Source organism: Nitrosopumilaceae archaeon AB1(1) (assembly GCA_033471095.1).
In the GTDB taxonomy this organism is placed as follows: Archaea; Thermoproteota; Nitrososphaeria; order Nitrososphaerales; family Nitrosopumilaceae; genus Nitrosoabyssus; species Nitrosoabyssus spongiisocia.
In genome coordinates this window covers 855,170-880,182 of record CP136752.1, presented here as the reverse complement: position 1 = coordinate 880,182, position 25,013 = coordinate 855,170, and the positions used below count along the sequence as shown (strand labels likewise).

The 25,013-nt window shown below is 32.0% G+C and carries 28 protein-coding genes, 3 tRNA genes and 1 pseudogene; 18 read left to right on the top strand and 14 right to left on the bottom strand.

Annotated elements, in window-relative coordinates; genetic code table 11:
- Positions 1–26: 26 nt before the first annotated feature.
- Positions 27–1,385 (top strand): adenylosuccinate lyase, encoded by a 1,359-nt coding sequence (gene purB, locus R1F52_05220; protein WOV92516.1) that lies wholly within the window; start codon positions 27–29, stop codon positions 1,383–1,385.
- Here the strand turns inward: purB and R1F52_05215 are convergent.
- Positions 1,360–2,097 carry an asparagine synthase C-terminal domain-containing protein gene (locus tag R1F52_05215; GenBank protein ID WOV92515.1) on the bottom strand — a complete coding sequence of 246 codons (738 nt, stop codon included), beginning with the start codon at positions 2,095–2,097 and terminating at the stop codon, positions 1,360–1,362. The two genes, purB and R1F52_05215, sit on opposite strands and share 26 nt — an antisense overlap.
- A 111-nt stretch (positions 2,098–2,208) precedes the next feature.
- Here R1F52_05215 and R1F52_05210 point away from each other — a divergent pair, with 111 nt between their 5' ends.
- Positions 2,209–2,679 (top strand): hypothetical protein, encoded by a 471-nt coding sequence (locus R1F52_05210; GenBank protein ID WOV92514.1) that lies wholly within the window; start codon positions 2,209–2,211, stop codon positions 2,677–2,679.
- 78 nt (positions 2,680–2,757) lie between these two features.
- Here R1F52_05210 and thiL read toward each other — a convergent pair whose 3' ends face one another.
- Both thiL and R1F52_05200 read right to left on the bottom strand, forming a co-directional pair.
- Positions 2,758–3,702, bottom strand: a complete 945-nt coding sequence (gene thiL / locus R1F52_05205; GenBank protein WOV92513.1) for a thiamine-phosphate kinase — start codon at positions 3,700–3,702, stop codon at positions 2,758–2,760.
- Positions 3,686–4,981 carry a phosphomannomutase gene (locus R1F52_05200; protein ID WOV92512.1) on the bottom strand — a complete coding sequence of 432 codons (1,296 nt, stop codon included), beginning with the start codon at positions 4,979–4,981 and terminating at the stop codon, positions 3,686–3,688. Before R1F52_05200 ends, thiL begins: the two co-directional genes overlap by 17 nt.
- 54 nt (positions 4,982–5,035) lie before the next feature.
- On the opposite strand from R1F52_05200, the gene R1F52_05195 reads away from it, so the two are divergent.
- A tRNA-Thr gene (locus tag R1F52_05195) sits at positions 5,036–5,109 on the top strand.
- A gap of 446 nt (positions 5,110–5,555) precedes the next feature.
- Here R1F52_05195 and R1F52_05190 read toward each other — a convergent pair.
- On the bottom strand, positions 5,556–6,131 hold the full coding sequence (locus R1F52_05190) for a hypothetical protein (GenBank protein ID WOV92511.1): 576 nt from the start codon (positions 6,129–6,131) through the stop codon (positions 5,556–5,558).
- A gap of 342 nt (positions 6,132–6,473) precedes the next feature.
- On the opposite strand from R1F52_05190, the gene R1F52_05185 reads away from it, so the two are divergent.
- Positions 6,474–6,755, top strand: coding sequence for a winged helix-turn-helix domain-containing protein (locus tag R1F52_05185; GenBank protein ID WOV92510.1), 282 nt, complete (start codon positions 6,474–6,476; stop codon positions 6,753–6,755).
- Here the strand turns inward: R1F52_05185 and R1F52_05180 are convergent.
- Positions 6,752–6,940, bottom strand: a complete 189-nt coding sequence (locus tag R1F52_05180) for a hypothetical protein (protein ID WOV92509.1) — start codon at positions 6,938–6,940, stop codon at positions 6,752–6,754. The genes R1F52_05185 and R1F52_05180 overlap by 4 nt on opposite strands.
- A 48-nt stretch (positions 6,941–6,988) precedes the next feature.
- On the opposite strand from R1F52_05180, the gene R1F52_05175 reads away from it, so the two are divergent.
- The 3 genes from R1F52_05175 (at position 6,989) to R1F52_05165 (ending at position 10,320) form a co-directional block, all read left to right on the top strand.
- Entirely contained in the window at positions 6,989–7,171 is a 183-nt protein-coding gene (locus R1F52_05175; protein WOV92508.1) for a hypothetical protein, read from the top strand.
- Between the two features lie 115 nt (positions 7,172–7,286).
- A complete protein-coding gene (locus tag R1F52_05170; protein WOV92507.1) occupies positions 7,287–8,237 on the top strand; it encodes a 4Fe-4S binding protein in 951 nt (316 codons plus the stop codon).
- Between the two features lie 40 nt (positions 8,238–8,277).
- The gene (locus tag R1F52_05165) at positions 8,278–10,320 is read left to right on the top strand and encodes a glycosyltransferase family 2 protein (GenBank protein WOV92506.1); all 2,043 of its coding nucleotides are present in this window, start codon (positions 8,278–8,280) and stop codon (positions 10,318–10,320) included.
- Between the two features lie 304 nt (positions 10,321–10,624).
- On the opposite strand, the gene R1F52_05160 is transcribed toward R1F52_05165, so the two are convergent.
- Entirely contained in the window at positions 10,625–11,008 is a 384-nt protein-coding gene (locus R1F52_05160; protein ID WOV92505.1) for a CopG family ribbon-helix-helix protein, read from the bottom strand.
- Positions 11,009–11,200: 192 nt separating this feature from the next.
- Between R1F52_05160 and R1F52_05155 the strand changes: the two genes are divergently transcribed.
- Genes R1F52_05155 through R1F52_05145 form a run of 3 tightly spaced genes read left to right on the top strand, consistent with a single transcriptional unit; the run spans position 11,201 to position 13,712 of the window.
- Positions 11,201–12,058, top strand: coding sequence for a zinc ABC transporter substrate-binding protein (locus R1F52_05155; GenBank protein WOV92504.1), 858 nt, complete (start codon positions 11,201–11,203; stop codon positions 12,056–12,058).
- A gap of 2 nt (positions 12,059–12,060) precedes the next feature.
- Positions 12,061–12,864 (top strand): metal ABC transporter ATP-binding protein, encoded by an 804-nt coding sequence (locus R1F52_05150; protein ID WOV92503.1) that lies wholly within the window; start codon positions 12,061–12,063, stop codon positions 12,862–12,864.
- Positions 12,858–13,712, top strand: a complete 855-nt coding sequence (locus R1F52_05145; GenBank protein ID WOV92502.1) for a metal ABC transporter permease — start codon at positions 12,858–12,860, stop codon at positions 13,710–13,712. The genes R1F52_05150 and R1F52_05145 overlap by 7 nt, the downstream gene beginning before the upstream one ends.
- A gap of 161 nt (positions 13,713–13,873) precedes the next feature.
- Here the strand turns inward: R1F52_05145 and R1F52_05140 are convergent, their stop codons facing one another.
- The 3 genes and pseudogenes from R1F52_05140 to R1F52_05130 form a co-directional block, all read right to left on the bottom strand.
- Positions 13,874–14,398, bottom strand: a complete 525-nt coding sequence (locus R1F52_05140) for a hypothetical protein (protein ID WOV92501.1) — start codon at positions 14,396–14,398, stop codon at positions 13,874–13,876.
- A gap of 526 nt (positions 14,399–14,924) precedes the next feature.
- Positions 14,925–15,392: pseudogene (locus R1F52_05135) on the bottom strand (DDE-type integrase/transposase/recombinase).
- 284 nt (positions 15,393–15,676) lie between these two features.
- Positions 15,677–16,048, bottom strand: coding sequence for a hypothetical protein (locus R1F52_05130; GenBank protein WOV92500.1), 372 nt, complete (start codon positions 16,046–16,048; stop codon positions 15,677–15,679).
- 199 nt (positions 16,049–16,247) lie between these two features.
- On the opposite strand from R1F52_05130, the gene R1F52_05125 reads away from it, so the two are divergent.
- Genes R1F52_05125 through R1F52_05110 form a run of 4 tightly spaced genes read left to right on the top strand, consistent with a single transcriptional unit; the run spans position 16,248 to position 18,733 of the window.
- A complete protein-coding gene (locus R1F52_05125) occupies positions 16,248–16,673 on the top strand; it encodes a hypothetical protein (GenBank protein ID WOV92499.1) in 426 nt (141 codons plus the stop codon).
- Between the two features lie 7 nt (positions 16,674–16,680).
- Complete coding sequence (locus R1F52_05120; GenBank protein WOV92498.1) at positions 16,681–16,989, top strand: hypothetical protein; 309 nt, start codon at positions 16,681–16,683, stop codon at positions 16,987–16,989.
- Positions 16,990–17,007: 18 nt separating this feature from the next.
- Entirely contained in the window at positions 17,008–18,327 is a 1,320-nt protein-coding gene (locus R1F52_05115; GenBank protein WOV92497.1) for a cation:proton antiporter, read from the top strand.
- A complete protein-coding gene (locus R1F52_05110; protein WOV92496.1) occupies positions 18,281–18,733 on the top strand; it encodes a hypothetical protein in 453 nt (150 codons plus the stop codon). Before R1F52_05115 ends, R1F52_05110 begins: the two co-directional genes overlap by 47 nt.
- A 2-nt stretch (positions 18,734–18,735) precedes the next feature.
- On the opposite strand, the gene R1F52_05105 is transcribed toward R1F52_05110, so the two are convergent.
- Together R1F52_05105 and R1F52_05100 are read right to left on the bottom strand one after the other, a co-directional pair.
- Positions 18,736–18,809: transfer RNA gene (locus R1F52_05105), tRNA-Gly, on the bottom strand.
- A 53-nt stretch (positions 18,810–18,862) separates the two neighbouring features.
- The gene (locus R1F52_05100) at positions 18,863–19,369 is read right to left on the bottom strand and encodes a 50S ribosomal protein L16 (protein WOV93871.1); all 507 of its coding nucleotides are present in this window, start codon (positions 19,367–19,369) and stop codon (positions 18,863–18,865) included.
- An 84-nt stretch (positions 19,370–19,453) separates the two neighbouring features.
- Here R1F52_05100 and endA point away from each other — a divergent pair, with 84 nt between their 5' ends.
- Positions 19,454–19,996: a tRNA-intron lyase gene (gene endA / locus R1F52_05095; GenBank protein ID WOV92495.1), complete on the top strand. Its 543-nt coding sequence runs from the start codon at positions 19,454–19,456 to the stop codon at positions 19,994–19,996.
- Between the two features lie 15 nt (positions 19,997–20,011).
- Here the strand turns inward: endA and R1F52_05090 are convergent, their stop codons facing one another.
- Positions 20,012–20,683, bottom strand: a complete 672-nt coding sequence (locus tag R1F52_05090) for a DNA repair helicase (protein WOV92494.1) — start codon at positions 20,681–20,683, stop codon at positions 20,012–20,014.
- A gap of 359 nt (positions 20,684–21,042) precedes the next feature.
- On the opposite strand from R1F52_05090, the gene R1F52_05085 reads away from it, so the two are divergent.
- Positions 21,043–21,672: an SIMPL domain-containing protein gene (locus R1F52_05085; GenBank protein ID WOV92493.1), complete on the top strand. Its 630-nt coding sequence runs from the start codon at positions 21,043–21,045 to the stop codon at positions 21,670–21,672.
- A 4-nt stretch (positions 21,673–21,676) separates the two neighbouring features.
- Here R1F52_05085 and R1F52_05080 read toward each other — a convergent pair.
- Positions 21,677–21,752, bottom strand: a tRNA-Glu gene (locus R1F52_05080).
- A 79-nt stretch (positions 21,753–21,831) separates the two neighbouring features.
- Between R1F52_05080 and R1F52_05075 the strand changes: the two genes are divergently transcribed.
- The gene (locus R1F52_05075) at positions 21,832–23,265 is read left to right on the top strand and encodes a hypothetical protein (protein WOV92492.1); all 1,434 of its coding nucleotides are present in this window, start codon (positions 21,832–21,834) and stop codon (positions 23,263–23,265) included.
- Positions 23,266–24,058: 793 nt separating this feature from the next.
- Positions 24,059–24,367 (top strand): hypothetical protein, encoded by a 309-nt coding sequence (locus tag R1F52_05070; protein ID WOV92491.1) that lies wholly within the window; start codon positions 24,059–24,061, stop codon positions 24,365–24,367.
- On the opposite strand, the gene R1F52_05065 is transcribed toward R1F52_05070, so the two are convergent.
- A complete protein-coding gene (locus tag R1F52_05065; GenBank protein WOV92490.1) occupies positions 24,364–25,005 on the bottom strand; it encodes a phosphatase PAP2 family protein in 642 nt (213 codons plus the stop codon). The genes R1F52_05070 and R1F52_05065 overlap by 4 nt on opposite strands.
- Positions 25,006–25,013 lie beyond the last annotated feature (8 nt).

Sequence of the window (25,013 nt, the reverse complement as noted above, 5' to 3'; positions counted from 1 at the left end):
TTTTAAATTTAAACTTGAAAATATTGTTGGCAATATTACCAATCGATGCAGGAAGATATGGGACAGAAGAGATGATGTCTATATTTGAAGAGCAGTCAAAAATAGATTATCAATTAGAGATAGAGGGAACTGTTGCACTAATACAAGGACAAATTGGAATTATACCATTAAATCATGGAAAAAATATTTACACAGTATCGAAATCAAAAAAGATTACAGCAAAGCGAATAAAACAACTTGAAGTAAAAAATGATCATGATACAGCAGCTCTGGTACAAGCATTAAGTGAAAAATGTAAAACCAACGCAAAACCATGGACACATTATGGATTAACCAGTAATGATTTAGTAGATACAAGCAATTCAATGCAGATGCGCGATGCGTTAAAAATAATTCAACCCAAAATTGCAAAATTAAGTATCATATTAGCAAATCATGCAGATAAATACAGGCTAGTTCCAGCTGTGGGGAGAACTCATGGACAACACGCAAGTATAATCTCATTTGGATTAAAATTTGCGAATTGGGCATCAGAGATGTCTACACATATACAAAGAATTGAAGAGTTGAGAAAGAGAGTATTGTTGTGTAAAACATTAGGAGTTGTAGGTACCGGCTCTTTGATGGGAAATAAGGCAGTTAATGTTCAAAATAATGTCGCAAAAAAGCTTGGATTATACCCAATAGATGTTGCAACACAACTAGTACCAAGAGAGAGATATGCAGAATATACATTTGAATTAGCACTTGTGGGTGCCACACTAGATAAAATTGCCGTAGAGATACGTAACTTGCAGAGAACAGAGATTGGAGAGGTTGCAGAAAATTTCAAAGCAGGTCAAATGGGGAGTAGTGCAGTACCGGTAAAACGAAATCCAATAAAGAGCGAACGCATATCATCATTATCAAGACTATTACAAAGTCAGGTATTCGTAGCATTTGAAAACATTCCATTATGGCATGAAAGGGATCTGTCCAACTCTGCAAATGAACGATTCAGTATTCCTATGACATCAATACTTGCTGATGAAATGTTGGATACAATGATCAAAGTTATGACAGGATTACAGATAAAAAAAGACAAAATTACTAAGAATCTTCAAATTACAAAGGGGCAAATCTTTGCAGAATTTGTACTCGATGCTTTATTGAAGAAAAAGGTTTCCAGATTTGTAGCGTACAGAGATGTTCAACGTGTTGCATTCAAAGCACATAAGGAAAATAAAAAATTCATAGATGCAATAATGCAAGATAAAGCAATATCTTCCAAACTCACACGTGAAGAAATTAAGAAAATTTTTACAGCAAAACAACACTTGGGATCATCATCTAAAATAATAAGAAATGTGTGTATAAAAGTCAAAAAGACCTGTCGTGGAATTTAGATTTTAGTAATTTTTTATGAATTAATGATCCATATTGCATTGCTTTCTTTGGCTTAAAACATGAGAGTTTAGGAATATCAATACTATACGCCGCATCACGTATGATATGCTTACGCATAAGATCATCTGTGCCATGAATCTTGCAAGAAAATGGTAATCGTTTTGCAAAATTAATAAATGGTGCAGACAAGAATGGCTGAAATGATTTTACAGTAAAGATGGATGTAACATTATTAATTGCATTTAACATATCAAGTTCATTAGTAATTTTTCTATCCACCATAGTAGATAAGGAATCAATTTGATCGGCAACCTCTCTATATGCATTGTAACCACAAAATAATTCATCTATGCCATTTGCAGTAACAATATTATCAATTCCTAAGGAATTGGCAAGTTTGGAAATATAATAAAAGGCAATACCGTTTTCTATCCAAGATAAATTATCGACAGATATTATTTTCTCGATATTCTGTACGGTGTCATCAAATTCAGTAGAATCTATCTCTAAGATATGATGTTTGTAGGACAGAGTTTGATTTACCTGTTGTGCAAAGAGAATATCATGTGATTTACTAAATCCAATAGTTAGTAAAACAAGATCAAATTTTAGATCTGAACATAATTTTGCTAGCAGGGTGCTATCAACGCCACCAGAGAACGCAATCCCAATTTTTCCTAATGGAATAGTTTGTTGGATTGAGTATCTCATCGATTCCAACAGATCTTTTGTGTCATGCATGATATAATTATTAATAATGATTACAAATTTCTTGTGTTAGTTTTTCTATATTGATAAATATTAAGAGATTTTATCAGTATTATGGATCATTTTTTAATAGATTATGTAGACACTCTTTTACAAATCCAAAAAGGAGATCCAAGCAAATTAGGACACATTAGACACATGTTACAAAATAATACGATTATAAAATTACAGGAGAGGGAATATGTTGAGAGATTAGTGGAGGGCTCAAAAAATAAATCAGAGTTTAAAAAAATAATAACACAGATAACTAAAACAAACAGAATCAATAAAATAAATAGAAAGAAAGAAAATAAATCACATATAATTAGAAAAGAAGAATCAGAAATAAAAAATACAAAATCAAAAATTCAAATAGAAGAATCTGATGTAAATACAACACAAAAGATCGCCATAAAGATAGAACCTAAAAAACAAATAAACAATACCAAAAAAGAAATAACAAAAAGTATAGAGTCACAAGTATCAGATAATAAACAAAAAACTAGTCTAAGTATACAATTAGAAAAAATTTGGTCTTCTAAATAATAATCAAAGTATCAATACCAAAGATTAAACACAAAAATTAAATCAAAGAGTTTCGCTGATAAATTTTTACATGTGTAATCATGACGTGTTTATAAAATGAGACCAACCTTTATCCGGTATTGAAGAATCATTATTTAACATCACACCAGAGCCACGGGTAACGGTTCCAATATTCATTAATGTAACTTTGTGTAATTTAGCAAGTTTCTCTATTTTTGAATAATTTTTTCTAGAACATGTTGCAACAATTTCATATTCTTCACCACCGAATAAGACTAGTTGATGCAGATTTTTGTCATTTTTTGCAAAGGAAACGATAGAATCATCACACGGAAGTGAGGTTAGATGAATTTTGTGTTTAGATTGCCTTGCTAATTCATGAAGTGTCGTAGCAAGCCCATCACTAGAATCCATAGAGGATGTAAAATATTTGGCCGCAGATATACCAAAAGATAGTTTGGGATCTGGTCTGTAAAATGCACTCAAAGCTTGTTTCATAAATTGTTTTGTTGCACGTCTCCCCAAAGCAATTTGTAATCCAGAACTAGAATATCCAAATGGACCTGTTACAAATACAATATCACCAATACAAGAATCCTTTCGTGATGTTATATTTTCAGCATGTCCAAATAAACAAATAGTAATTGTTAATTCTTTTCCTTGATTAGTATCACCACCAAGAAATTTAATTTTAAATTCTTTTGACGCATTTGCAAATCCAATTGTTAATTTCTTTATCATGTTTACAGTAAATTCCTTTGGTATTGTAATAGATATTATACCAAAATATGGACGTACACCTTTTGCTGCAAAATCACTTACACATGCAACAATACTTTTTCTTGCAACATCAATAAGAGGAAAATTTGGAGTCAGATCAGTACTAGATACCAAAGTATCAACCTTTACTACATTAATTTTTTTATTTGATGGAAATATTTCTACATCATTAATCATTGATCTGAGTTGAAATTGTTTACGAAAAATTTCAATGATTTGTTTTTCACTAATATTGTTCAACATATTTATTCACCAAGTTTACAGTTTCATTTGCTATAGATGATACTTTTTCTAGACTAGTAGACTCACACGAGATACGAATAGCATCCTCAGTGTTTGAGGGTCGAACCAAAACCCAACTATCTTCATCAAAAATGGCCTTTACGCCATCAATGGTAATTATTTCACTAGATGCAGAAGAAAGATCTTCGGATATCGCAGAGAGAACGGTATCATGTAAATTAGAATCCACATTTATCTTTGTTCTAATTTGATAGTAATTTTCCATCGTGGAGACTATATCGTTAAATGTTGAAGTATCAATTATCGAAGTGATTAGACCAGCTGTAAGCAGGCCATCGCGACAATTATTAAAAGAGGATAGAATAAATCCTGCACTACTCCCCTCCCCACCGGATTGAGCACCATGTTTTAGTATAGAATCAACCACATTTGCTTCACCAACAGGAGATCTCCACACAGTTGCCCCATTATCTACCAGAAATTTTTCTATCGATATACTAGTATCCAAACTTAGGACAAATTTTTTATTACCAAGTTGTAATGATTTAGAAACTCCAAGCCCCAATGTCATATCTGGAGATAGTTTTTTCCCATCTTTCGCAACGATTAATCTATCTGCGTCCAAGTCAAACGCAAATCCAATATCATGTGTTTTAGAATGATTAAGAAGATCAGTTAGTTTATCAGTAGTAGGATCAGGTCCACGTGAAGAAGTTTCAATTGTTTCGTTAATTACAGATACATCACAATTTATTTTTTTAAATAATTCAGGCGCAACATATCTGGCAGCTCCACCACCAATATCGATTACCACTTTACATTTATTTTCAACATGTCCAACAAGATCAATTACCTGATTTACATAATCAGAATGGATTGATTGAATATTACCTACAAAAGTAGATGTTTTATTCGTATCATTTAACAATACATCAAGTTCTGTAGAATTTATACCTCTACCTTCAAGTATGAATTTGAGTCCATTCCAAGAAATTGGATTATGTGATGAGGTAATCATTATACCGGCACCAAATTTTCTAGATTCCCGGAATACAACTGGTGTAGGCACCATACCTAAATCGTAAACTGCAATTCCCATGTTACTCAACGTAGAGCAGACAACATCATGAATATCTCGGCCTGAAGGTCTTGTGTCTAAACCCACAACACAGTTATTTTTTGGTATCATTGTACAAAAAGTTGTACAGTATTGTTTGATATGATCTAATGTTAAATCGCTTCCATAAATTCCCCGTATGCCAGAAATAGTTTTCTTCATTCATTAAATTCAGTAAGGCTTTTTATAAACTCTAATTGTAAATTGTATTCGTATGCCTCGGTAGCTCAGTCTGGTAGAGCGAACGCTTCGTAAGCGTTAGGTCATGGGTTCAGATCCCATTCGAGGCTGTAAATTATAAAATTTCTAACTAATAATTACTCAGTAATAAAAGATTCAATATCGACTTGGAAGTCATTGTGTAAACCTTCCCACCAGTTCTCATCTTTATCAGTTAACATTAAATTAAATTTTATACTCACTTATACGTTTTAGCTGATTTTGATCTTACTAGTTGGTAAAAATTCCATATTATGTTTGATATTTTGATTTATAATATCAAAAGTAATATAAAATAACATACACGAATAGAAAGAAAATTGAAATTTATATTATCAATAATTAGTTTTTAGATAGTGGTCAACGTCTGTTCAATTTGCAATGGGAAAATGCTTCAAAGATACAATCCAATGTCAAATTGGAACATCAAGGGGCAGTTGTGTAGTAAATGTTATTCAAAGAAGATCAGTGAGCATTACCCTGGGGAACACCTACGTGTAAATTTGGATAAATAACTCTAGAGGTTCTTTTTATTTACGTGTAAACAGTTCCAAGATAACGAGTCATCTTTGACCTTATCTATTGTTAAAAATTTTATGTCGGTAATTGTTTTTTTCTTTTTTAACAACGTTACTTCAAATGTTTTAAATTCAGTACATTTGCATTCATCGTGTAAACATTCACGGTTATTGTTTTGATCATCATGATCATCGGCTTCGTGTGTACATTCACAGAATGCATCACCCTTTACTTGATTTAATTGTTTAACAGCATATGTACCAAATCTTAAATATGCTTCACCATCATTACCTTTTTTAAAACGAGTGTAATAATCAGATTGATTTAACATTTTAAAAAAAGATTTGTTTGACTCTTCTCGTTTGGATTCACCACCCATGATAAACCAATATTTATTATCAACATCTTCTACAAATCTTACTTTGATCATAGCATTACCCCACCAATGTATTGTGTTACGCCACATATCCGCAGCTGTTTTTCTAGTTTTAAATAAAGGAACAATATTCATGCGCAAATCATAATATCTGTATGCGAGTCCAAGAAAATCATTATACCAAATTGTATTTGCCATATACACAGATAATGTAAACTAGATTATATCTTGTTGGATTTAAAATTATAAAAGTTGTCATATACAAGGATACTAGTCAGTTATAAAATCAGTTTACAAAAAAATTTATTTCTAAATTATACACATATGTTGGAAATAATTTTAAAGTATACAAAGTAAAATAGGCCATAATGTATGATGCCAGAGTTTATGAGATGTGCTCAGGTTCTCAACACGATTCGTAAAACTATTCGATGTCAATCTTCAAAATATCATACCTAGTAATGGTTTTATACCTGAACGTATGCCTAGGATGAAACAATACATTTAATACAGAAAATATACTAATAGTAGCTGATTAAAATGCATGCTCATAGGTTAACAAATAAGATAGTTGCAGATTTACTTTACGTTACTAACGAATTCGGTCAAGAAGGCATAAAGACGACCACTCTGCTTACAAAGGCGAATTTATCACATTCCAGATTATCTAAATTTATCACAAATCTAACTAGTGCAGAACTATTAAACAAGATAGAGTATGATGGTAAAAACACTTTTGTCATTACCGAAAAGGGTAGAGAATATCTCGAATCTTATACAAGATTTGCAGAGATTACAGAATCTTTTGGATTAAATATTTAGTTTTTACCTTTGTTCTTACGTAAATGTGAACGTTGTTTTCTATTTTGATATGCATTATACATAATGATTATTATCGCCCCTACAAGCATAGAATAAAAAAGTTGAGGCTGTAGTGGGTCACGTGTAAGTGCAATTCCCATACCACCAATTAGAAAGATTAGAACAATTATCAGATATTTATCCATGTTATAATAGACATATCTTTTAATATAAACTCATATTAGTTTCTCATATTGATAAAAATTCTAGAAATCATAGCATTTGGGTGTATCGGAGGAATGATTTATGCATTTTTGGGTCCCATAGCACAGCAAAATTCCATAGGCTGGCCAATATTTTGGATGTGTGCCGGCGGATCACTTGCAATAATATTATATAGAAATAGAATGCGTAAGACCAAGCAGAAAAATGTTTAAAAAAAAATAAGCATAATTTCATAAAATTATGGTTTTAACTCGAGATTTTATAATTTACAAAGACAGAGGATAATAACCGCCATACTTTTATGCCACAATACGTGCTTGAAATTTAATGTCTCTATTATTAAAAGATCGTGTCTACACCATGGAGTCATCCACTGCTAAACGTGGCATATATCCTCTACACGGATACAAACTAGGACTATACAGAATGCCCATTAAAATGGACGATCCGGGAGAAATAAAATCAGTACATGATGGACTAAAAAAGACATTTGAGATGGATATGTTTGCAGATAGAATTTATGCAACGTATAATTGGAGTGAGGTAAATACAAATTCACCAGATAAAGAAACTGCAGAATTATCTGTAACAGTAGAAATTGTTACTGGAGAAGTATTAGATATTATTTATCAAATATTTCCAATTGAAAAATTTGGAGATCCACAATGGGTAGAGGATTATAGAATTAAAGCAAATCATTATGCAAAAATGGTCATAGATACCATATTAAGAAATACTATTTTGGCAGATAAATTGCAAAAATCTCTTGTTAAAACTGAAAAAATCACACTAGCTGAAGCTATGCGGAGACTTGAAGAGATGACACCATTAGCTCAGATTGTTCCTAACGCAAAACCAAAACCACAGATTCCTAAAAAAGAAAATGAATTGTCAACAGGAAAGGAAGAAGAAATAGTAGAGATACCAGATGGTGCAAAACCTGGACCTATTGATATAGAGTACAAATCAAACACATCTCAAAGCGCAAAGTATGTTGTAGAAGACGGTACAGAGATAAAGACATGGGGCCGCAAAGGAGAAGATAATGCAATAATGGGTGTATGGGGAGAATATGTTTCAGTAGATTTTGATATTTGTGTTGCAGATGGAGCATGTATTGATGCATGTCCAGTAAATGTATACGAGTGGTTTGACACTCCAGGAAATGCAGCATCAGAGAAAAAACCTCTAATGTCAAAGGAGCCAGACTGTATATTTTGTCTTGCTTGTGAAGGAGTTTGTCCCCCACAGGCGATTAAAATCTTTGAGAAGAAATGATAAATCCAACATTCAAATAAAGTAAAGTGTTCTTTTAGGTATGTTGGTATCAAATGCTTTCATGCAATTGATATTTGACATTTTTATATTCTCTTCAGTATTGATTGTGGCATATACTTGTAATTTTTATTATTTAGCATATCTATCCTCACATAAAAAAGATAAAACAGTAATTTTCAATGGAGATACACCGTCAGTTACCATTCAGCTTCCAGTGTATAATGAAAAATACGTAGTGGTCAGATTAATAGAATCGGTATGTAACATGGATTATCCAAAGAATATGATGAAGATCATGGTATTAGATGATTCAGATGATGATACAGTAATTGAAGTAGAAAAGGTTGTAAAAAAATATTTTGACCAAGGTTTTAACATTGAACATATCAGACGCAAAAATAGAAATGGATACAAAGCTGGAGCATTAAAATTTGCGATGAAGACTACCAATACTGATTTTGTAGCAATATTTGATGCAGACTTTATACCACCCAACTGGTTTTTAAAACGAGCTATACAATATTTTACAAACGATAACATTGGTTTAGTTCAGTGCAGATGGGGGCATGTAAATGAAAACTATTCTGAAATAACACGTGTTCAAGCATTGAGTTTAGATTTTCATTTTTTAATAGAGCAGAAGGCAAAAAGTAATTCCCATCTTTTTATGAACTTTAACGGGACAGCTGGCATATGGAGACGTGAGTGTATAGAAGATGCAGGAGGGTGGCATACGGCAACACTAGTAGAAGATTTAGATCTTAGTTATAGGGCCCAGATGAAGGGTTGGAAATGTATGTTTTTACCAGATATAGTCGTTGATGCAGAGCTTCCAGTTCAAGTTAACGCTGTAAAACGACAACAGTTCAGATGGGCAAAAGGATCCATTCAATGTGCAACAAAATTACTAACAAGTATCATATTTCAAAGAAAAATTGCGGTAGGTACAAAAATCCAAGCATTTGTACAACTAACAAGACACATAGTATTTCCACTCATGTTGATACAATTTTTAACCCTGCCTATACTACTGGCAGCTAAAATTAATTTATACGTAATCAGTTTTCTTCCAGTTCTCACTATTGTGATGTATCTGTTGATGGGGCCTGGTGCTTATTTGCTCATAATGCGTAAAATGTATGATACCTCATGGTCATCAAAGATCAAGACATTGCCATTTTTGTTGGTCTACTCTACTGGACTTGCAGTGAATAACACAGTGGCAGTATTTGACGCAGTATTTGGTAGGAAAAATGAATTTCTCCGTACTCCAAAATATGGTATAATAAAAAAAGAGGACAATTGGAGAGATAAAGCATACAATCTACCATTTACAAAGACAACATTATTGGAGTTATTTTTTGGGGTGTATGGAATATTAGCAATATTCATCGCAATAATGAGTTCAAATGCAATATTTGTTCCCATAATTGCCATACAAACTACAGGTTTTCTAGTAATAGCAATACTGAGCATATTTCACTCTAGATTTAAAAATAAGAGTGGCATCCCAAAGAGTAGAGAGGAGAGAAAAAGTTTGATCACACAAAAAATAATCACAGGAGTAATACTTGGAATAATAATATTTGGGGGATATAGTGCGTTTGTAGGTTATGAGACAAATATTTATCCACTAGATAGAACAGTAGGAAATTTGGATGCAGTCATTGGATCATCAAATCCTCAAATTATTAAAGAGGCTTTACTTCGTGCAGATGAAAACATCAGAATAAGTTTAAATTTATTACCAGAAGATAATAAAAACCCAGTATGGTTGTTCCCTACGCAATCTACTGATTTGATAAGATTAAGCGCAGATGTAAAGGGTATGATTTCTGATATTGAAGGCATATCATCAATTTCTAAAAATAATGCAGCATATCATACGGCTATGAGAGACATAGATGAAAGGGCAGATTTACTAAAGGACAATATTGTATTAATTATTCCCTACATGTATGTCAGTATTTCGAACGTAGTATTTGCATCATTATGGATAATCTTATTACTAGTAATATTTTCTGTGTTGAATAAAAAGAAAAAACAGCTAGAAGAGGCAGCCAATATGGATGACGGCATTTAAGTTAAATTAACTTAAATTAAGTTAAATTAACTTAAATTAAATAAAATTAAGTTAAATAAAACAAAATAAAATAAAATAAAAAAATTATTCATTTACAGTTTGTGGATCATGAAGTGTTTCATGGAAAAATTTGGTGGTCAAACCATTCATGGATTCAGCAAAAGTACTATTGCAATAATCACATTGTAACATAATATACCGTACCGTACGGTACTATTTAATATAAGGTTATTATGAAATAACCATAGTCAGATACCCCAGGTATACTCATCATACGTCAGTTTACCTAATCATCATTCTATGATCAGATGGTTAACATCTTCACAATATCCATTGTACGATTTGCAAGGAATCCCTTGGTTATAGAATTAATACGTTTACCATCGCCACCTAGTAGAAACATCTCAATACATCGATCGTCGTCAATTTTACTATGTAAATGAGTCTTTATAAGGTCCTCATAATCATGCTTAATTTTGACAACTTTACTATCAAATTTATTTTGATGTACTACTAACAGTATAGAACTAGAAATTGCATCCAAATTTTGATCATTATTTTCCTGCTCCAAGAGAGTTCTAATTCCAGCCCTGATTATCTCAGATCTAGTCGCGAATCCCAAAGAGTCCTTCAAGTGATCCATATCCTGAATCATCTTTTCGCTTAATGACGCAGAGATTATTACCATTGGTTATTAAATATATCATATATTATATTAGTTTTTTCATATATATTTTAGATTTAAAATTATTAATTATTAATATTTTAAAAAAAACATATAAAACTTAATAATACAATGTATTATTTTAATAAACATTATATGAAAATTGTTTTGATAGGAATTATAGTGGCTTTCATATCCGGAGGTATCATAATATCAATGCAAATACAGGGAGAGGAGAAGACAGATAATATCACATTGATATTTGGATCATTTTATCCATACTATGAATTTACAAAAGGGGTAGTTGGAGAAATACACACTACAAAACAATTTGTCCCTGCAAAAGCAGATATACATCATTGGGTAATCAGACACCAAGATATCATACAATTAAAAAGTGCCACAGCAATAGTGTATAACGGATTAGGAGCAGAGCCATACATTAACAAATTAATAGATTCAAAAGAATTTGTAAATGTTACATTCATTGACGCATCAATAAATATAGATACCATACATGTAAAATCAGATCATAACAATCAGAATATTAGGACAAAAATTGATCCACATATTTGGTTAGATCCAATTCTTGTTAAAAAACAAATACAGAATATTGGAGAGGAATTGATATTGATTGATCCCTCGAATGAAAAAAAATATAGACAAAATATGTTGGAGTATAATGAAAGATTGGATGATCTAAATGAAGATATAAAATCTAAATTTGTAAATTGTAAATATAATTCGGTTATTGTTTCTCATAATGCATATGAATATTTTGCACAAAGATATGATATAGATATTATTTCTACACATGGGTTTACAGATTATATAGAAATTACAGCACAAAGTATACGACAGTTCATAGATACAGTAAGAGAGAAAAATATTAAATTTATCATAGATGATGATGCAAGAGATTCTAGAATGGTTCAGATATTAGGTGATGAAATAGGCATAGACATACTATACGCAAGTACAATTGAGTCTATTAATTCAGAAGAGGAGATAACATATTTTGATAAAATGAAAAATATCGCACATGTGTTCAAGACTGCCAGAGGATGTAATTAGTAATGTTGGATATTAATAATCTCACAGTTATGTTTGGTAACAGAGTAGCCGTACAAGATATCAACATTAGTGTGAAAAAGGGAGACATACTAGGAATTGTCGGTCCAAATGGTGCAGGCAAGACAACTCTGTTTCGTGCCATATTAGGACTACAGAGACAAAACAAAGGAACTGTGAAATTGTTCGGATATGAAAAAAACAGATTATCACTACTGCCACTAATTAGTTATGTACCACAAAATATTTCATTTGAGCAAAATTTTCCTGCAACTGTTTCAGATGTAGTAAGGATGGGAATGATAGAAAAAAGATACATGAGTAAAGCAGTAAAATTGATAGAAAAACATGATTTTGAGTGGAAGAAGATTTATGGTAATTTACATACAGACAAGGAAAGAATTCTAGAGACATTAAAAATAACAGGAATTAGTAATTTGAAGGATCAGAGAATAGGAGATATATCAGGAGGCGAAATGCAACGAGTGTTAATTGCAAAAGCATTAATCAAAGATCCATTATTATTAATTTTAGATGAACCAGTTACAAGTGTAGATGTTGATGCACAGATTAAATTCTATGATATTATAACTCGCATAAATAAAGAAAACGACATAACAGTTGTGTGGTCATCACACGACTTGGACGCATTATCTAAATATGCCACAAGGATTGCATGCATGAGTACAAAACTATTCTTTCATGGTAGTAAGAAAAAATTTTTTTCGGATTCAAAATTACTTGGAATGTATTCAGAGTCCACAATGCAATCACATTTGCATAGTCACAAGGGGGAAGAGGGATGTTAGACATACTCGGTTATGAATTCATGCAAAAAGGATTGATAACTGGTGTGATAATAGCCATGACTTGCTCATTTGTTGGAACATTTCTAGTATTAAGACGATATTCTCTATTCGGAGACGGCATAGCTCACGTCGCATTTGGAGGAATTGCAGTCGGATTATTTACAGGAATATTTCCGTTTTGGACTGCGTTTGTAGTGGCGATCGCCGGAGCTTTAGGATTACAGACACTAAAACAAAATGCAAACATATCCGGTGATGCTGCAGTAGCAATCATACTTACTGCAGGCATATCAATTGGAATTGTATTGATAAGTGCATCAGTTGGCTTTACAGTAGATTTATTCAGTTTTCTGTTTGGTAATATTTTATTAATTGGGTTAGATGAAATGGCATTTATAATTATTACATGTGCAACTGCGTTTATTATTTTACTAGTTATTTATCGACCTTTATTACATCTTACATTTAATGAAGAACAGGCCAAGGTATCTGGTATCAATACAGTATTTTTAAATTATCTGTTTGTTGTACTAGCAGCAGTTATTGTAGTGGCATCTATGAAATTGGTAGGAATATTATTAATATCAGCACTAATTGTAATTCCAAATATTACAGCAATGATGTTTGCAAAAAATTTCAAAATGACAGTATTGATATCAATGAGTATTGCAGTGGCAACTGTAGTAGTAGGGCTAATAGCATCATATTATCTAAGCTTGGCTCCATCAGGAACTATAGTGATGTGTGTACTGGGAGTATTTTTAACGGCACTAATATTAAAATCTAGAAGGGTTTTTGAGAAAAATACAGTACAAAATAGTATAAAGACAGAAGAGATAATTGATTAAATGGTTCTGTTGCAAACTTAGGTATTATTCATAATAGAGCATATCCATAGTCAACCACATAGGAGTCTCGCCAATAAGATTAATATTTTAAAACAATTGGATATTTAAGTTCATTAAATTATAAAAATTTTAATTATTAGAATTTATCATATGATGCCATTCTAATTTCTATAATTTTGTAAATCAATAGATAAATTTTTAAGATTGTTAAACGAATTAAAACTAAAATGTTGTTTAAAATTTTCCGCCATATATTGAATCATATTTTCACCACATAATGAAATTATAAAATCATCAAACCAATCATCAATTATACCTAGGTCTATTTCTAATTGTCTGGTTATTATTGACATATGATCTAATTTACGATACAATTTATATAATGATGGTAATTCTTCCTTTGCAAAATCTGGAGATTTGGACGTTTCATAATATTCTATAACCTTATCTACAGTAGTTTTCTTAATAAATTTTAAATCGTTTATTTCTTTTATCAAATCATACATCATGTTAACACTGACTAATCTAGTTTGAAAGTGAAATTCCTTTTTTTGATGTTTTATTTGTTTGTATATAAGATAAACCAAAATGCCAGTAATAATGGAAAGAGAAATACTGGCTATAATATCTATATTATTCCAAGAAATGGATTGTAACAACATTGATTCATAATCTGTTGAATTCACATTGTATTTCCCATATTATGATATATGTAGATTATGATTAATAATTTCATCATATGATCTATCGTGATTTGATAGTATTATGTGAATAAATGTTTAAGATTAAAATATACATATTTCGAAGTCGAATCCATGTATTCGAGCATTGGGCTAAACTAGTAAAAGATCAGAAGTTGTGAATGATACTATTAAATCATTTTGTAATCATTTTTAAATCATTTGTAATAGTACATTGTTCCAAACTCGGCGCTTTCTAATCTACTGTTCAATTCGGCACTTGAGAATTCTATGAATAACTCCACTATTCATCATTTCATATCTGCTGATATAAATGCGCCAAAAAATATTATTGAACCCCCAATAATTCCACATGCAGTTCCAAATAGTTTAAAAACTTTAAACAATAGCATTCCTAGTAAAACAATGAGACAACCTAAAAATACTACGAGTCCATTTACCATTCTGCATTTCAGAAAATTTCAATCATATTTTTACTTTTGTTATATGGGTTCTGTAACATCTTTGGATGTTATTCATAGGTATGCAAACTCGCATTTTGAATAAGTGTATTCCATTTGTTAATACCTTCTACTTTTATATTTGAGGCCTCAGCAGGAGTTTTACCTTTTAGTCCCATGTGTTTTCTGGTATAATTGTAATAAATTTTCATACCATCTGTTATTGGTGTGTCAAAAATTTTAAGATCTCTAAAATTAATTTCACGATCTCTAAATGTTCCGTTAAATCGTTCCGTCTTGTTATTATTCATATCGTGTTTAAGGTGTATATGTCTATGATGTTTTATATCTTTACTAGATACACATTTAGATGATTTAGAGTATGCATGGAATCCATCTGTAATAAAATGTTCGGGAGATTTACCTATTGCACTTTTAGTCTTTGATAAAAGAATGTCTGCATTATGTCTAAACTTGGTTTTTGCCATATCAAATACTAACCAATATCTAGTTTGATCATCAATGGAAGTAAACAAGTAATGTTTTCTGCCTTATACTTTAAGCCAAACCTCATTAGCTCTAATAATAGTACGATTATCAGTTCTAGGAACTATGTCTTTGAGATATTTAAATCCCATATTGGAATAATCAATAATCCATCTGTATATGGTCATGTGGCTAACTTAACTCCCATCATCTCATAATGATTAGATATATCTCTTATACCCATACCTGTAAAACACATTTGAATAGCACCTGTCATAGTAGAGTTATCATACAGTTTTTTCTCAAAGCCAAAATTAGCAATAAATCTACGAGTGCGTTAAAGACACTTGAATCGTTGTTGTTTGCCTTGTTTAGTAGTATGATAACTATCTTTTCTCATATTGCCTGAACTACAATATTTACATAGGTTTAGTTTTGATCGTTCCATAATTTTGAACTCGTTGTTTTTATAACCTCTGTTTATCTTTATCATATCTAGTATAACATGAATATGCTTACAATTTGATTTACGATAAAGATGATCTAAACAAGTGCAAATCAGACCATTACCTGTCCTGGATACTGTATAGACCTTGTTTGAGTCTGTTTGAGATTTAACCTTGAACATCATCGTATCAATCTGTGAAGCATAGTTAGGCTCTACCATTATTTGTTTGGCTTGTTGTTTTCGTGTTGGTATTGTATCCATATATCTCTCTATCCCTATATCTTACTAACCTTTTTAATCTCTAAATCTATATATAGAGATATATAACCACACTAATTATGGGTAAAATGAATGTTGTATTAACTGATGACTTGGAAGAGAGATTTAGAAAAGCTGTGTTTAAAGCACATGGAATGAAAAAAGGGAACATTTCATTATCATTGGANAGAGCTTTGAATGAATGGATAAAAGCAAAAGGGAAAAAATAATGTCAGATACTTATGAATATCAGAGAGAAAAATATCTGCCAGATACTTTAAAAGAATATTTTAAAACAGAAAAAGAAAATTTAAAAAAATCCAGAGATATTATAGAATCATTCACAGCTCCAACAGGATCGAGTATTGGCGAGCAAGCCTTAATGAAAATGTTTAAAAGTTTGGCAAAAGCCGTTTTTTCAGATATTAATATAGATACTTTTGAAAAATTTGCTGTTTCTCATTGGTATTTAAAAGATAAATATGTAAAAAATATACTAAAAACATTAGATGGTACGGGTTCAGACATTAATCAATTAAAAGAAATAGCTATGAATTATAAAGAGAGAGAGCCCATTTTGGATTGGGTAGACAAATATGTAAATCATGTCAAAACCACAGAGGAGTAGATAGAATATGGAACGTAATTATGTAATATTTAAACAACTAGAAAAAATTATGAATGTGAATAGAGATATAAGTGATCATTTTGAGGGATCAATTCGTCAATTATTTGAATATGGTAAAAAACACAATATTATGATTCCTCAAAAAGAATCCCTAGCACAGATATTATATAATTTACAATTTCTTTGTAAGGAAGAATCCAGAATGATTGACGAATTTAACAATACGACTAGATACATAAATCAAAATCCTACAAAAACGATTATGACAAAACACCCAAAGATGTTAGAACCGATTAAATCAACTCTTTTAAATTAAGATAAAGAGTAAAAGTGAATGCAAAATTTTCTACTGCAAACACAAAGTGAAATTTCCAGTACAGTTACCTCAGTGTTTGGCAATATAGTAGAACAGTTGCAGCCAGAGTTACCCCACACAGGATTTGTAACAAATCTAGCAGTAATTATGATAGTTGCAGCAATCACTACATTAGCATTTTTTAAAATTAGACAGCCATTGATAATTGGGTATTTGTTTGCAGGTATGATCATCGGCCCCCTATCTCCATTATGGTCGTGGTTAATACCAAATAGCGAAAATTTATCTACAGAAGGAGTAGGATTTTTGACAGATATTTCTGCCATGAATTTATTTGCAGAAATTGGCGTTATATTATTATTATTTGTAATCGGAATTGAGTTTCCTTATGCAAAAATTAAATCCATTGGAAGAATGGCAGTCGGTGTTGGAACAATAGGTCTATTTTCAACATTAGGCGCAGTGTTTTATGTTGCAACTCTACTTGGATTAGGATTTATGGATGCATTATTCATTGGTGCGGCGCTGTCAATTAGTAGTACTGCCATAATTGTAAAATTATTAGAAGAAAGTGGAAGAATAAAAAAAGAGTCATCTATAATGATACTAGGAGTTTTAATAATTGAAGATATAATCGCAGTAATTTTGATTTCATCATTACAATCATTTGCTCTAGTAGGCTCTGTGGCAATTGAGAGCGTAGCTGTTGTGATAATCATAGCGGCAAGTCTAATTATAGGAACATTCACCATAGGAACCAAAATAATTCCACGATTAATAGACAGAGTTGCTAGTGCAGAGAATCGTGAGATATTGTTGCTAAGCGTATTAGGAGTGTGTTTCGGTTATGCACTATTAGCAAATATTGTAGGATTATCAGTTGCCATAGGTGCGTTTCTAGCAGGCGTACTTGTTGCAGAATCCCGATCTGCAGAAGTTGCAAAAGTGCTATCTAGTCCAATCAAAGATATGTTTGTGGCAATATTTTTCATATCCGTAGGTGCACTTATGGATATAAGTCAGATATATGATTATATCGTAATTGCGATTATTCTCATTGCAGTTACAATTGCAGTAAAATTTGGAGGAAGTTTGTGTGGGAATTTAATATTTGGTCGAGAGCGTTCCAAGGCTATGCATTCAGCGTTTGTTTTATCTGCGCCAAGAGGAGAATTCTCTATTGTAATAATTAAAGCAGGTATAGACATCGGTGCAATCAGTGCGTTTCTATTCCCACTAATCGGCGTGATAACAATAATCACATCATTTATCACTCCACTAATATTCAAACTTGCAGATAAAGCCATACCAAAAATTACAGGAGTGGAAAATGAATGAATATAATTATCTACTAAGTAAGGTTCATGAAAAAACCACGATGGTAGATTTTGAAAATAAAAAGGTACCATGTATAATATTAGACAAAAAGAAATTTGCAGAAATAATGAATGTTATGGCAGGAAAACCTGCCATAGTCGATACCAATCTGAACATATTGCAAGATGATTTAGGACATGTTTTCGTCGATGTCCAAATGACATTTTCAGTAGGAAATATAAAAGAACAAGTACTATTAAACGCAAACAAATCTTTAGATTTTTTTGAAGCCTTAGCCGATACAACAATACTTGCACTAGCTCCAGATTATGGAAATGGTGAAGAGAATATATTCATGATACAATTACCGCGTCCAGAAAAAATCAAAGAATCGTTGGATAGAATTAAAAAAGCATTAGTAATTTAAAATGCAGTTGCCGGGATTCGGACCCGGGTCACGAACTTGGCAAGCTCGAATAATAACCAAACTATACTACAACTGCATAATAAAATGAAAACTCCAAGTGTTATTAAATATAATTATTTAAAAGAAAAACTAGTTCTTTACAGGTACTTCAAATATCTTGATTGTTGGGGTTCCAGGAAGTTTTACACAAGCACCAGTGAGTGCTTTTCTTGCAGCGTCTACATGTTCTTTTTTGACATACATTTCCATAATACATTGACCACGATTAACACGAGCCCCTAAACTTACAGCTTTGCCAAACGCACGTCTCATACCTTCCTGTAATCTATCTGCACCGGCAGTTGCAATCATCTTATTTTCACGCAACAATACATGTGGATAGATTCGTAATTTAGAAAAATAACCTTGTTCTCCAGTAGTTTTCTCCAACGTCTTATTTGCAGCAAGTCTAGTAGATTCTATAGCCATATGACGAATTTGTAATTGTTCATTGATTAATAATTGTACACAATATTCAAATGTACCTTTACTATTCCCACCAGTAAATTTTGCAATTTTAATTTGTGGTTTTCCTTTTATATACTTGCGTCTTGAATAAACTTGGCCGTTACCTCTTCGATAATTTGCTCCGTGCATACAAAATATAGACATACTCCCATATTTTAACGAATAGTGATTATAGAAAAATTACCTTATATTATATAATTAATCAAGCAGATCATGCAGTCAGAAGACTCGAAAGTAAATGGTATCTTGAAGAATAACAAAATTATAATTAGTGATATAGAGATGCAGAAGAATTTACAACAACGTGGTTTTGGTAAAATTATTGATGGAAAAATATTCAAATTGGAAGTATATGAGGCACTATATCTGATATATAGAAAAACATTAAAAGTTACATCACGTAATGTAGAAATCAATTTTGATTCTATGATGAAAAAATGTGTTAGTGACGATAAAGAAATATTGATTAAATTCTTAATTTACAGAGATCTACGTACACGTGGATATATAGTACAAGATGGTTTTGGGGCAGGAATTGATTTTCGTGTGTATGAGCAAGGTGAGATGGGGAAATCTTCATCAAAATATGTGGTATTTGCTTTCAGCGAAGGATCTCAAGAAAAAATTGGTATATTAAAAGATAAAATTAAAAACATAACTCAGATGGGAAAAGAGGCCATAATAGCTATGATAGACAGGAGAGGAGAATTGATTTATTACAAAGTGTCACCTATGAATTTCCATCACAATAAATAAAAAATAATTATTTGTTTAATAATTATTAGTAAGCCATTCTTGAGAATATTGAAGTTTATTTTGTTCGATGGCATCTACTATATCAAATACAGTAATGTATCGTGTTTGATTGGCCCATAAATTTTCAAAATTATCAATTTTAGTTTGAACCCTAGTTTTATCATCCCAAGATGTAAACACATCAAGGGATTCAAAATCGTGGTGTGATGGGTCAAATATACGATTAGATGTTCCTGTAAAGGCCACCACATCAGTATCATCACGAAAAATTCCAATTTTTTCTCCAAATGTTTCATACACCTCATCAGAGTCAGGTATAGCGATTTTTATACGTAGTTTGCCAGTTTTGAGCATATCTTGTACTGGCTTTTCATTTTGACTAAGTTTAGAATGCAATGGAAAAGGAATTTTAGCATGTAAGGATTTAGAACGATCTTGAGATATGATTTTTACCAGAGCGTTAAGATTTTTTGTACTCATACGGTGTCCGGTTACAAGACGAATAGTTGGACGATTTTTTACATTTTTATTATTAAAATAATATGAAGCAAAGCGGGTGACTTGAATAAATTCTACAGCTCTATCAAATTTAGTGCAAGTATCCAAACAAGGAATAAAAAACTCATCGACAAGATTATTCTTGTCTGATCTATATTCATTCTTGAGGTTAAGATCACGTAGACCCAATGATAATTTAATGTTGAATTAGTATTTAAAGAAATTAGACTAATAATTTTATAATTAGAGACAAAATAGTACATAAAGAAATGAAAGTAAATATTAAAGTGTATGATTTATTTGAAAAATTGTAGACACATAGTTTTTAACCCGATTTCAATTTTATGATTCTAAGTTATTCATTTTACTTAGTATGATGATAATAGGATAAGATTTTATAGTAAATATAATGACACTTGTTATGCAAAAATGGATCATTGTTGGAACCTCAATAATAGCAATTGCACTCTTTACCATGGCAGTAATATTCATTCAATCAGATACAAAAATAGCTGGCAGAATCAGATGTTAAAGATCACACAATAGAAGTGATCGGAACTGCTACAACAGAAATTAAACCAGATAGATTATTCATAACATTGGGTGTTGAGACAATCGATACGACATCTACAGATGCATTAAATCAAAATAATAAACAAATGGAATCAACTATAAACGCAATAAAAGAAATAGGAATTCAAGAAAGCGAGTTTAGTACATCACAGTTCAACATATACCCAAAATATGATTATGATCAAAGAATTGGAGACAGTATATTGATTGGATATAAAGTTACGAATACCATACAAATTGATACAGAAAAGACACATCTAGTCTCAGAGATAATAGATGTGGCAGTAGATGCAGGAGCAAATAATTTTAAACAATTATCATTTGGTATATCACCTCAAGTAGTAGCCGATATACAATATGATCTTATTTCAGAGGCGGCATTAGACGCAAAACGAAAAGGATCTAAAATTGCTCAATCACTAGGTGTAGATATTATAGGTGTAAAATATGCTTCACTATATCAAGATGTACCTTATCAAAATCCAAGTGTATTTTATGCTGAGGCACGTAGTGCCACACCAATATTTTCAGATAATCAAGAAATCATAGTTAGCATAAACGTAATATTTTTGACAGAAAAGTGGCCAGTGAACTATCAAAAGTGAAATGTGCTCCCGCCGGGATTTGAACCCGGGATCACAGCCTTGAGAGGGCTGTATGCTTGACCGGACTACACCACAGGAGCTTGATTGAAATTAACATCATCATAATTTAAAGGATTAAGAATTGGAATTATAAAAAATATCTTTAAACATATTGAATATATGTATACAACTAGAAAAACAAATTGTTACTATCGAGATCGTTTAGATTTTCTTCTACCAGATTTACGTGATGGACGTTTACGTTTTGGTGCTGCTTTGGTTTTACTAGAAGATTTACGTGATGGACGTTTACGTTTTGGTGCTGCTTTGGTTTTTTTACCGCCAGAAGAACGTCTTGGTTTACCAGTTCCTTTTCTACGTGATGGACGTTTACGTTTTGGTGCTGCTTTGGTTTTACTAGAAGATTTACGTGATGGACGTTTACGTTTTGGTGCTGCTTTGGTTTTTTTACCGCCAGAAGAACGTCTTGGTTTACCAGTTCCTTTTCTACGTGATGGACGTTTACGTTTTGGTGCTGCTTTGGTTTTACTAGAAGATTTACGTGATGGACGTTTACGTTTTGGTGCTGCTTTGGTTTTTTTACCGCCAGAAGAACGTCTTGGTTTACCAGTTCCTTTTCTACGTGATGGACGTTTACGTTTTGGTGCTGCTTTGGTTTTTTTACCGCCAGAAGAACGTCTTGGTTTACCAGTTCCTTTTCTACGTGATGGACGTTTACGTTTTGGTGCTGCTTTGGTTTTTTTACCGCCAGAAGAACGTCTTGGTTTACCAGTTCCTTTTCTACGTGATGGACGTTTACGTTTTGGTGCTGCTTTGGTTTTTTTACCGCCAGAAGAACGTCTTGGTTTACCAGTTCCTTTTCTACGTGATGGACGTTTACGTTTTGGTGCTGCTTTGGTTTTTTTACCGCCAGAAGAACGTCTTGGTTTACCAGTTCCTTTTCTACGTGATGGACGTTTACGTTTTGGTGCTGCTTTGGTTTTACTAGAAGATTTACGTGATGGACGTTTACGTTTTGGTGCTGCTTTGGTTTTACTAGAAGATTTACGTGATGGACGTTTACGTTTTGGTGCTGCTTTGGTTTTACTAGAAGATTTACGTGATGGACGTTTACGTTTTGGTGCTGCTTTGGTTTTACTAGAAGATTTACGTGATGGACGTTTACGTTTTGGTGCTGCTTTGGTTTTACTAGAAGATTTACGTGATGGACGTTTACGTTTTGGTGCTGCTTTGGTTTTACTAGAAGATTTACGTGATGGACGTTTACGTTTTGGTGCTGCTTTGGTTTTACTAGAAGATTTACGTGATGGACGTTTACGTTTTGGTGCTGCTTTGGTTTTACTAGAAGATTTACGTGATGGACGTTTACGTTTTGGTGCTGCTTTGGTTTTACTAGAAGATTTACGTGATGGACGTTTACGTTTTGGTGCTGCTTTGGTTTTACTAGAAGATTTACGTGATGGACGTTTACGTTTTGGTGCTGCTTTGGTTTTTTTACCACTAGTTCTTCGTTTTGATTTACGTTTAGTTTTAGTCTTGGTGGATTTTTTAGATTTCGTTTTCTTTGTAGTAGAATTTGGTGATTTAATATGATGTTCCTTGTTGAATAAAATTCTCTGTGCTATTAATTCCAATTTATCTTTCATTGAGTCATCTTGTTTAGTAAGGTTCAAGAATTGTTGTTTGCGTCGTTCGAAATCCTTAGAACTGGAAGATATTAAACGCTGTATAATGGGTTGTTGTTTTAAATGCTGATGTACGCTAGCAGTTAATTTGAGAATGGATTGTTGATGTTGTGTGATTATAGGAGATAATTTGCTCAATCTCCGATCATATGATTTAATTTCAGATACAAGAGTAGATATCTTATCAGATGATGAGATTAGACGTTTTGCCACGACTTGCATTTCATTGAGATTACTTGATTGTTTTGCGTTTTGTTCAATATCACGCATAATTTTCTTTTCAATATTAAGACGAGAATTTGCTAATTTTATTAGATCTTCGATACTTTTCTTTTTTGCTTTATCTTGATTTAAAATTTGAGTTAAACCATGTAGTGACATCTCTGTCGCATCTAATTTTTTTTGTAAAGATATCATTGATGAAATTGATTTGTCATGTAGATTTTGAGCAGAATTCATCTGCCTAGAGAAATCTCGTTTAATATTACTAAGTTTTACACGACGCTGTTTTAATTCAGTAATTAAACGTGATGAAATTGTAACCATTTAAAAAAATGTATATAACATGAGGGATAAGATAGTATTATTACAATTATTTGACACAATAGTTAAAAAAGTAAAGCAATTATAGAGTTTTTGATAAAATTTACAACATAAATCTTATGAAAAGTTAATATCAAAATAGACATAAATAAAATATTATGAATAATGATACACATCCTTCAAAAATTCCTGTAGATAAAACATTTGACATAAAAGACGAATTGGAGGCAGAAAAAATTGCCAATGAGATGGTAGAAAAAGGATTTGATGTAGCATATAAAATATTGATGCCAAAGGAGAGAAAAATAGTGAAAAGAATTGGATATGCAGTAACTACTAGTGTGAATTACGGATTACGCAAATCAGGAAAGAATCGTGATGTGCGTTACTGGACATATCATGAAGATGAAAATCATTATGCAATTGTTTTTGCATCATCAACATTAGCAGAAAAATTTGGTCTCTAGAGTTTGGCTTTGTAAGAGATTACCCCTGCAAGCAGCATACCTATAATCATGCCGCCAATGACATCAGTAGGATAATGTTGCGAGATGTAGACTCTACTGATTGACATTAAAATTGGATAAATTAGAATCAAGTATGAACCACGTGGGAAATATTTTGATGCGATGTATCCTAAAACAACTGCCAAAGCCATAGCACGTGCGGCGTGACCAGATGGGAAGGATGCGTCTGCACCACTACCACAAAATAATGAAAAAGTATCACGTGAAGGAGTCATTTGAAATGGATTTTCAGCGAATTCTTCACTAGGACGATCTCTATCGACACCGCATTTTATGTAACCAGTTACAATTGTAGTTGAAACCATTAATATTAAAAGCACAGCTCCAATTCGTCTAGTTCGTCGTATTATTAAGAGAACTATACTGAATCCCAACATGTAGTATATCGTACCAATTTCAGTTACAAGCAACATGAATCCGTCTAGGATGTCATTACCAAAAAAATTTTGAAAATAAGTTATTGAAGCTTGATCAAATTGATCAAAAAATCCAAAATACACAAAAGTTGTAAGAATCAAAAACCCAAAACTGAGAAGAACGAATAGTCTAGAACGTATATCAAAAATCCAATTTTGCATATCAATAT

Excerpts from the sequence above, each read along its gene's own strand:
- R1F52_05215 (WOV92515.1), bottom strand. The coding sequence starts at position 2,097 with ATGAGATACTCAATCCAACAAACTATTCCATTAGGAAAAATTGGGATT.
- R1F52_05210 (WOV92514.1), top strand. The coding sequence starts at position 2,209 with ATGGATCATTTTTTAATAGATTATGTAGACACTCTTTTACAAATCCAA.
- thiL (WOV92513.1), bottom strand. The coding sequence starts at position 3,702 with ATGTTGAACAATATTAGTGAAAAACAAATCATTGAAATTTTTCGTAAA.
- R1F52_05200 (WOV92512.1), bottom strand. The coding sequence starts at position 4,981 with ATGAAGAAAACTATTTCTGGCATACGGGGAATTTATGGAAGCGATTTA.
- R1F52_05190 (WOV92511.1), bottom strand. The coding sequence starts at position 6,131 with ATGGCAAATACAATTTGGTATAATGATTTTCTTGGACTCGCATACAGA.
- R1F52_05185 (WOV92510.1), top strand. The coding sequence starts at position 6,474 with ATGCATGCTCATAGGTTAACAAATAAGATAGTTGCAGATTTACTTTAC.
- R1F52_05180 (WOV92509.1), bottom strand. The coding sequence starts at position 6,940 with ATGGATAAATATCTGATAATTGTTCTAATCTTTCTAATTGGTGGTATG.
- R1F52_05170 (WOV92507.1), top strand. The coding sequence starts at position 7,287 with ATGTCTCTATTATTAAAAGATCGTGTCTACACCATGGAGTCATCCACT.
- R1F52_05165 (WOV92506.1), top strand. The coding sequence starts at position 8,278 with ATGTTGGTATCAAATGCTTTCATGCAATTGATATTTGACATTTTTATA.
- R1F52_05160 (WOV92505.1), bottom strand. The coding sequence starts at position 11,008 with ATGGTAATAATCTCTGCGTCATTAAGCGAAAAGATGATTCAGGATATG.
- R1F52_05155 (WOV92504.1), top strand. The coding sequence starts at position 11,201 with ATGCAAATACAGGGAGAGGAGAAGACAGATAATATCACATTGATATTT.
- R1F52_05150 (WOV92503.1), top strand. The coding sequence starts at position 12,061 with ATGTTGGATATTAATAATCTCACAGTTATGTTTGGTAACAGAGTAGCC.
- R1F52_05145 (WOV92502.1), top strand. The coding sequence starts at position 12,858 with ATGTTAGACATACTCGGTTATGAATTCATGCAAAAAGGATTGATAACT.
- R1F52_05130 (WOV92500.1), bottom strand. The coding sequence starts at position 16,048 with ATGGATACAATACCAACACGAAAACAACAAGCCAAACAAATAATGGTA.
- R1F52_05125 (WOV92499.1), top strand. The coding sequence starts at position 16,248 with ATGGATAAAAGCAAAAGGGAAAAAATAATGTCAGATACTTATGAATAT.
- R1F52_05120 (WOV92498.1), top strand. The coding sequence starts at position 16,681 with ATGGAACGTAATTATGTAATATTTAAACAACTAGAAAAAATTATGAAT.
- R1F52_05115 (WOV92497.1), top strand. The coding sequence starts at position 17,008 with ATGCAAAATTTTCTACTGCAAACACAAAGTGAAATTTCCAGTACAGTT.
- R1F52_05100 (WOV93871.1), bottom strand. The coding sequence starts at position 19,369 with ATGCACGGAGCAAATTATCGAAGAGGTAACGGCCAAGTTTATTCAAGA.
- endA (WOV92495.1), top strand. The coding sequence starts at position 19,454 with ATGCAGTCAGAAGACTCGAAAGTAAATGGTATCTTGAAGAATAACAAA.
- R1F52_05075 (WOV92492.1), top strand. The coding sequence starts at position 21,832 with ATGTATACAACTAGAAAAACAAATTGTTACTATCGAGATCGTTTAGAT.
- R1F52_05070 (WOV92491.1), top strand. The coding sequence starts at position 24,059 with ATGAATAATGATACACATCCTTCAAAAATTCCTGTAGATAAAACATTT.
- R1F52_05065 (WOV92490.1), bottom strand. The coding sequence starts at position 25,005 with ATGCAAAATTGGATTTTTGATATACGTTCTAGACTATTCGTTCTTCTC.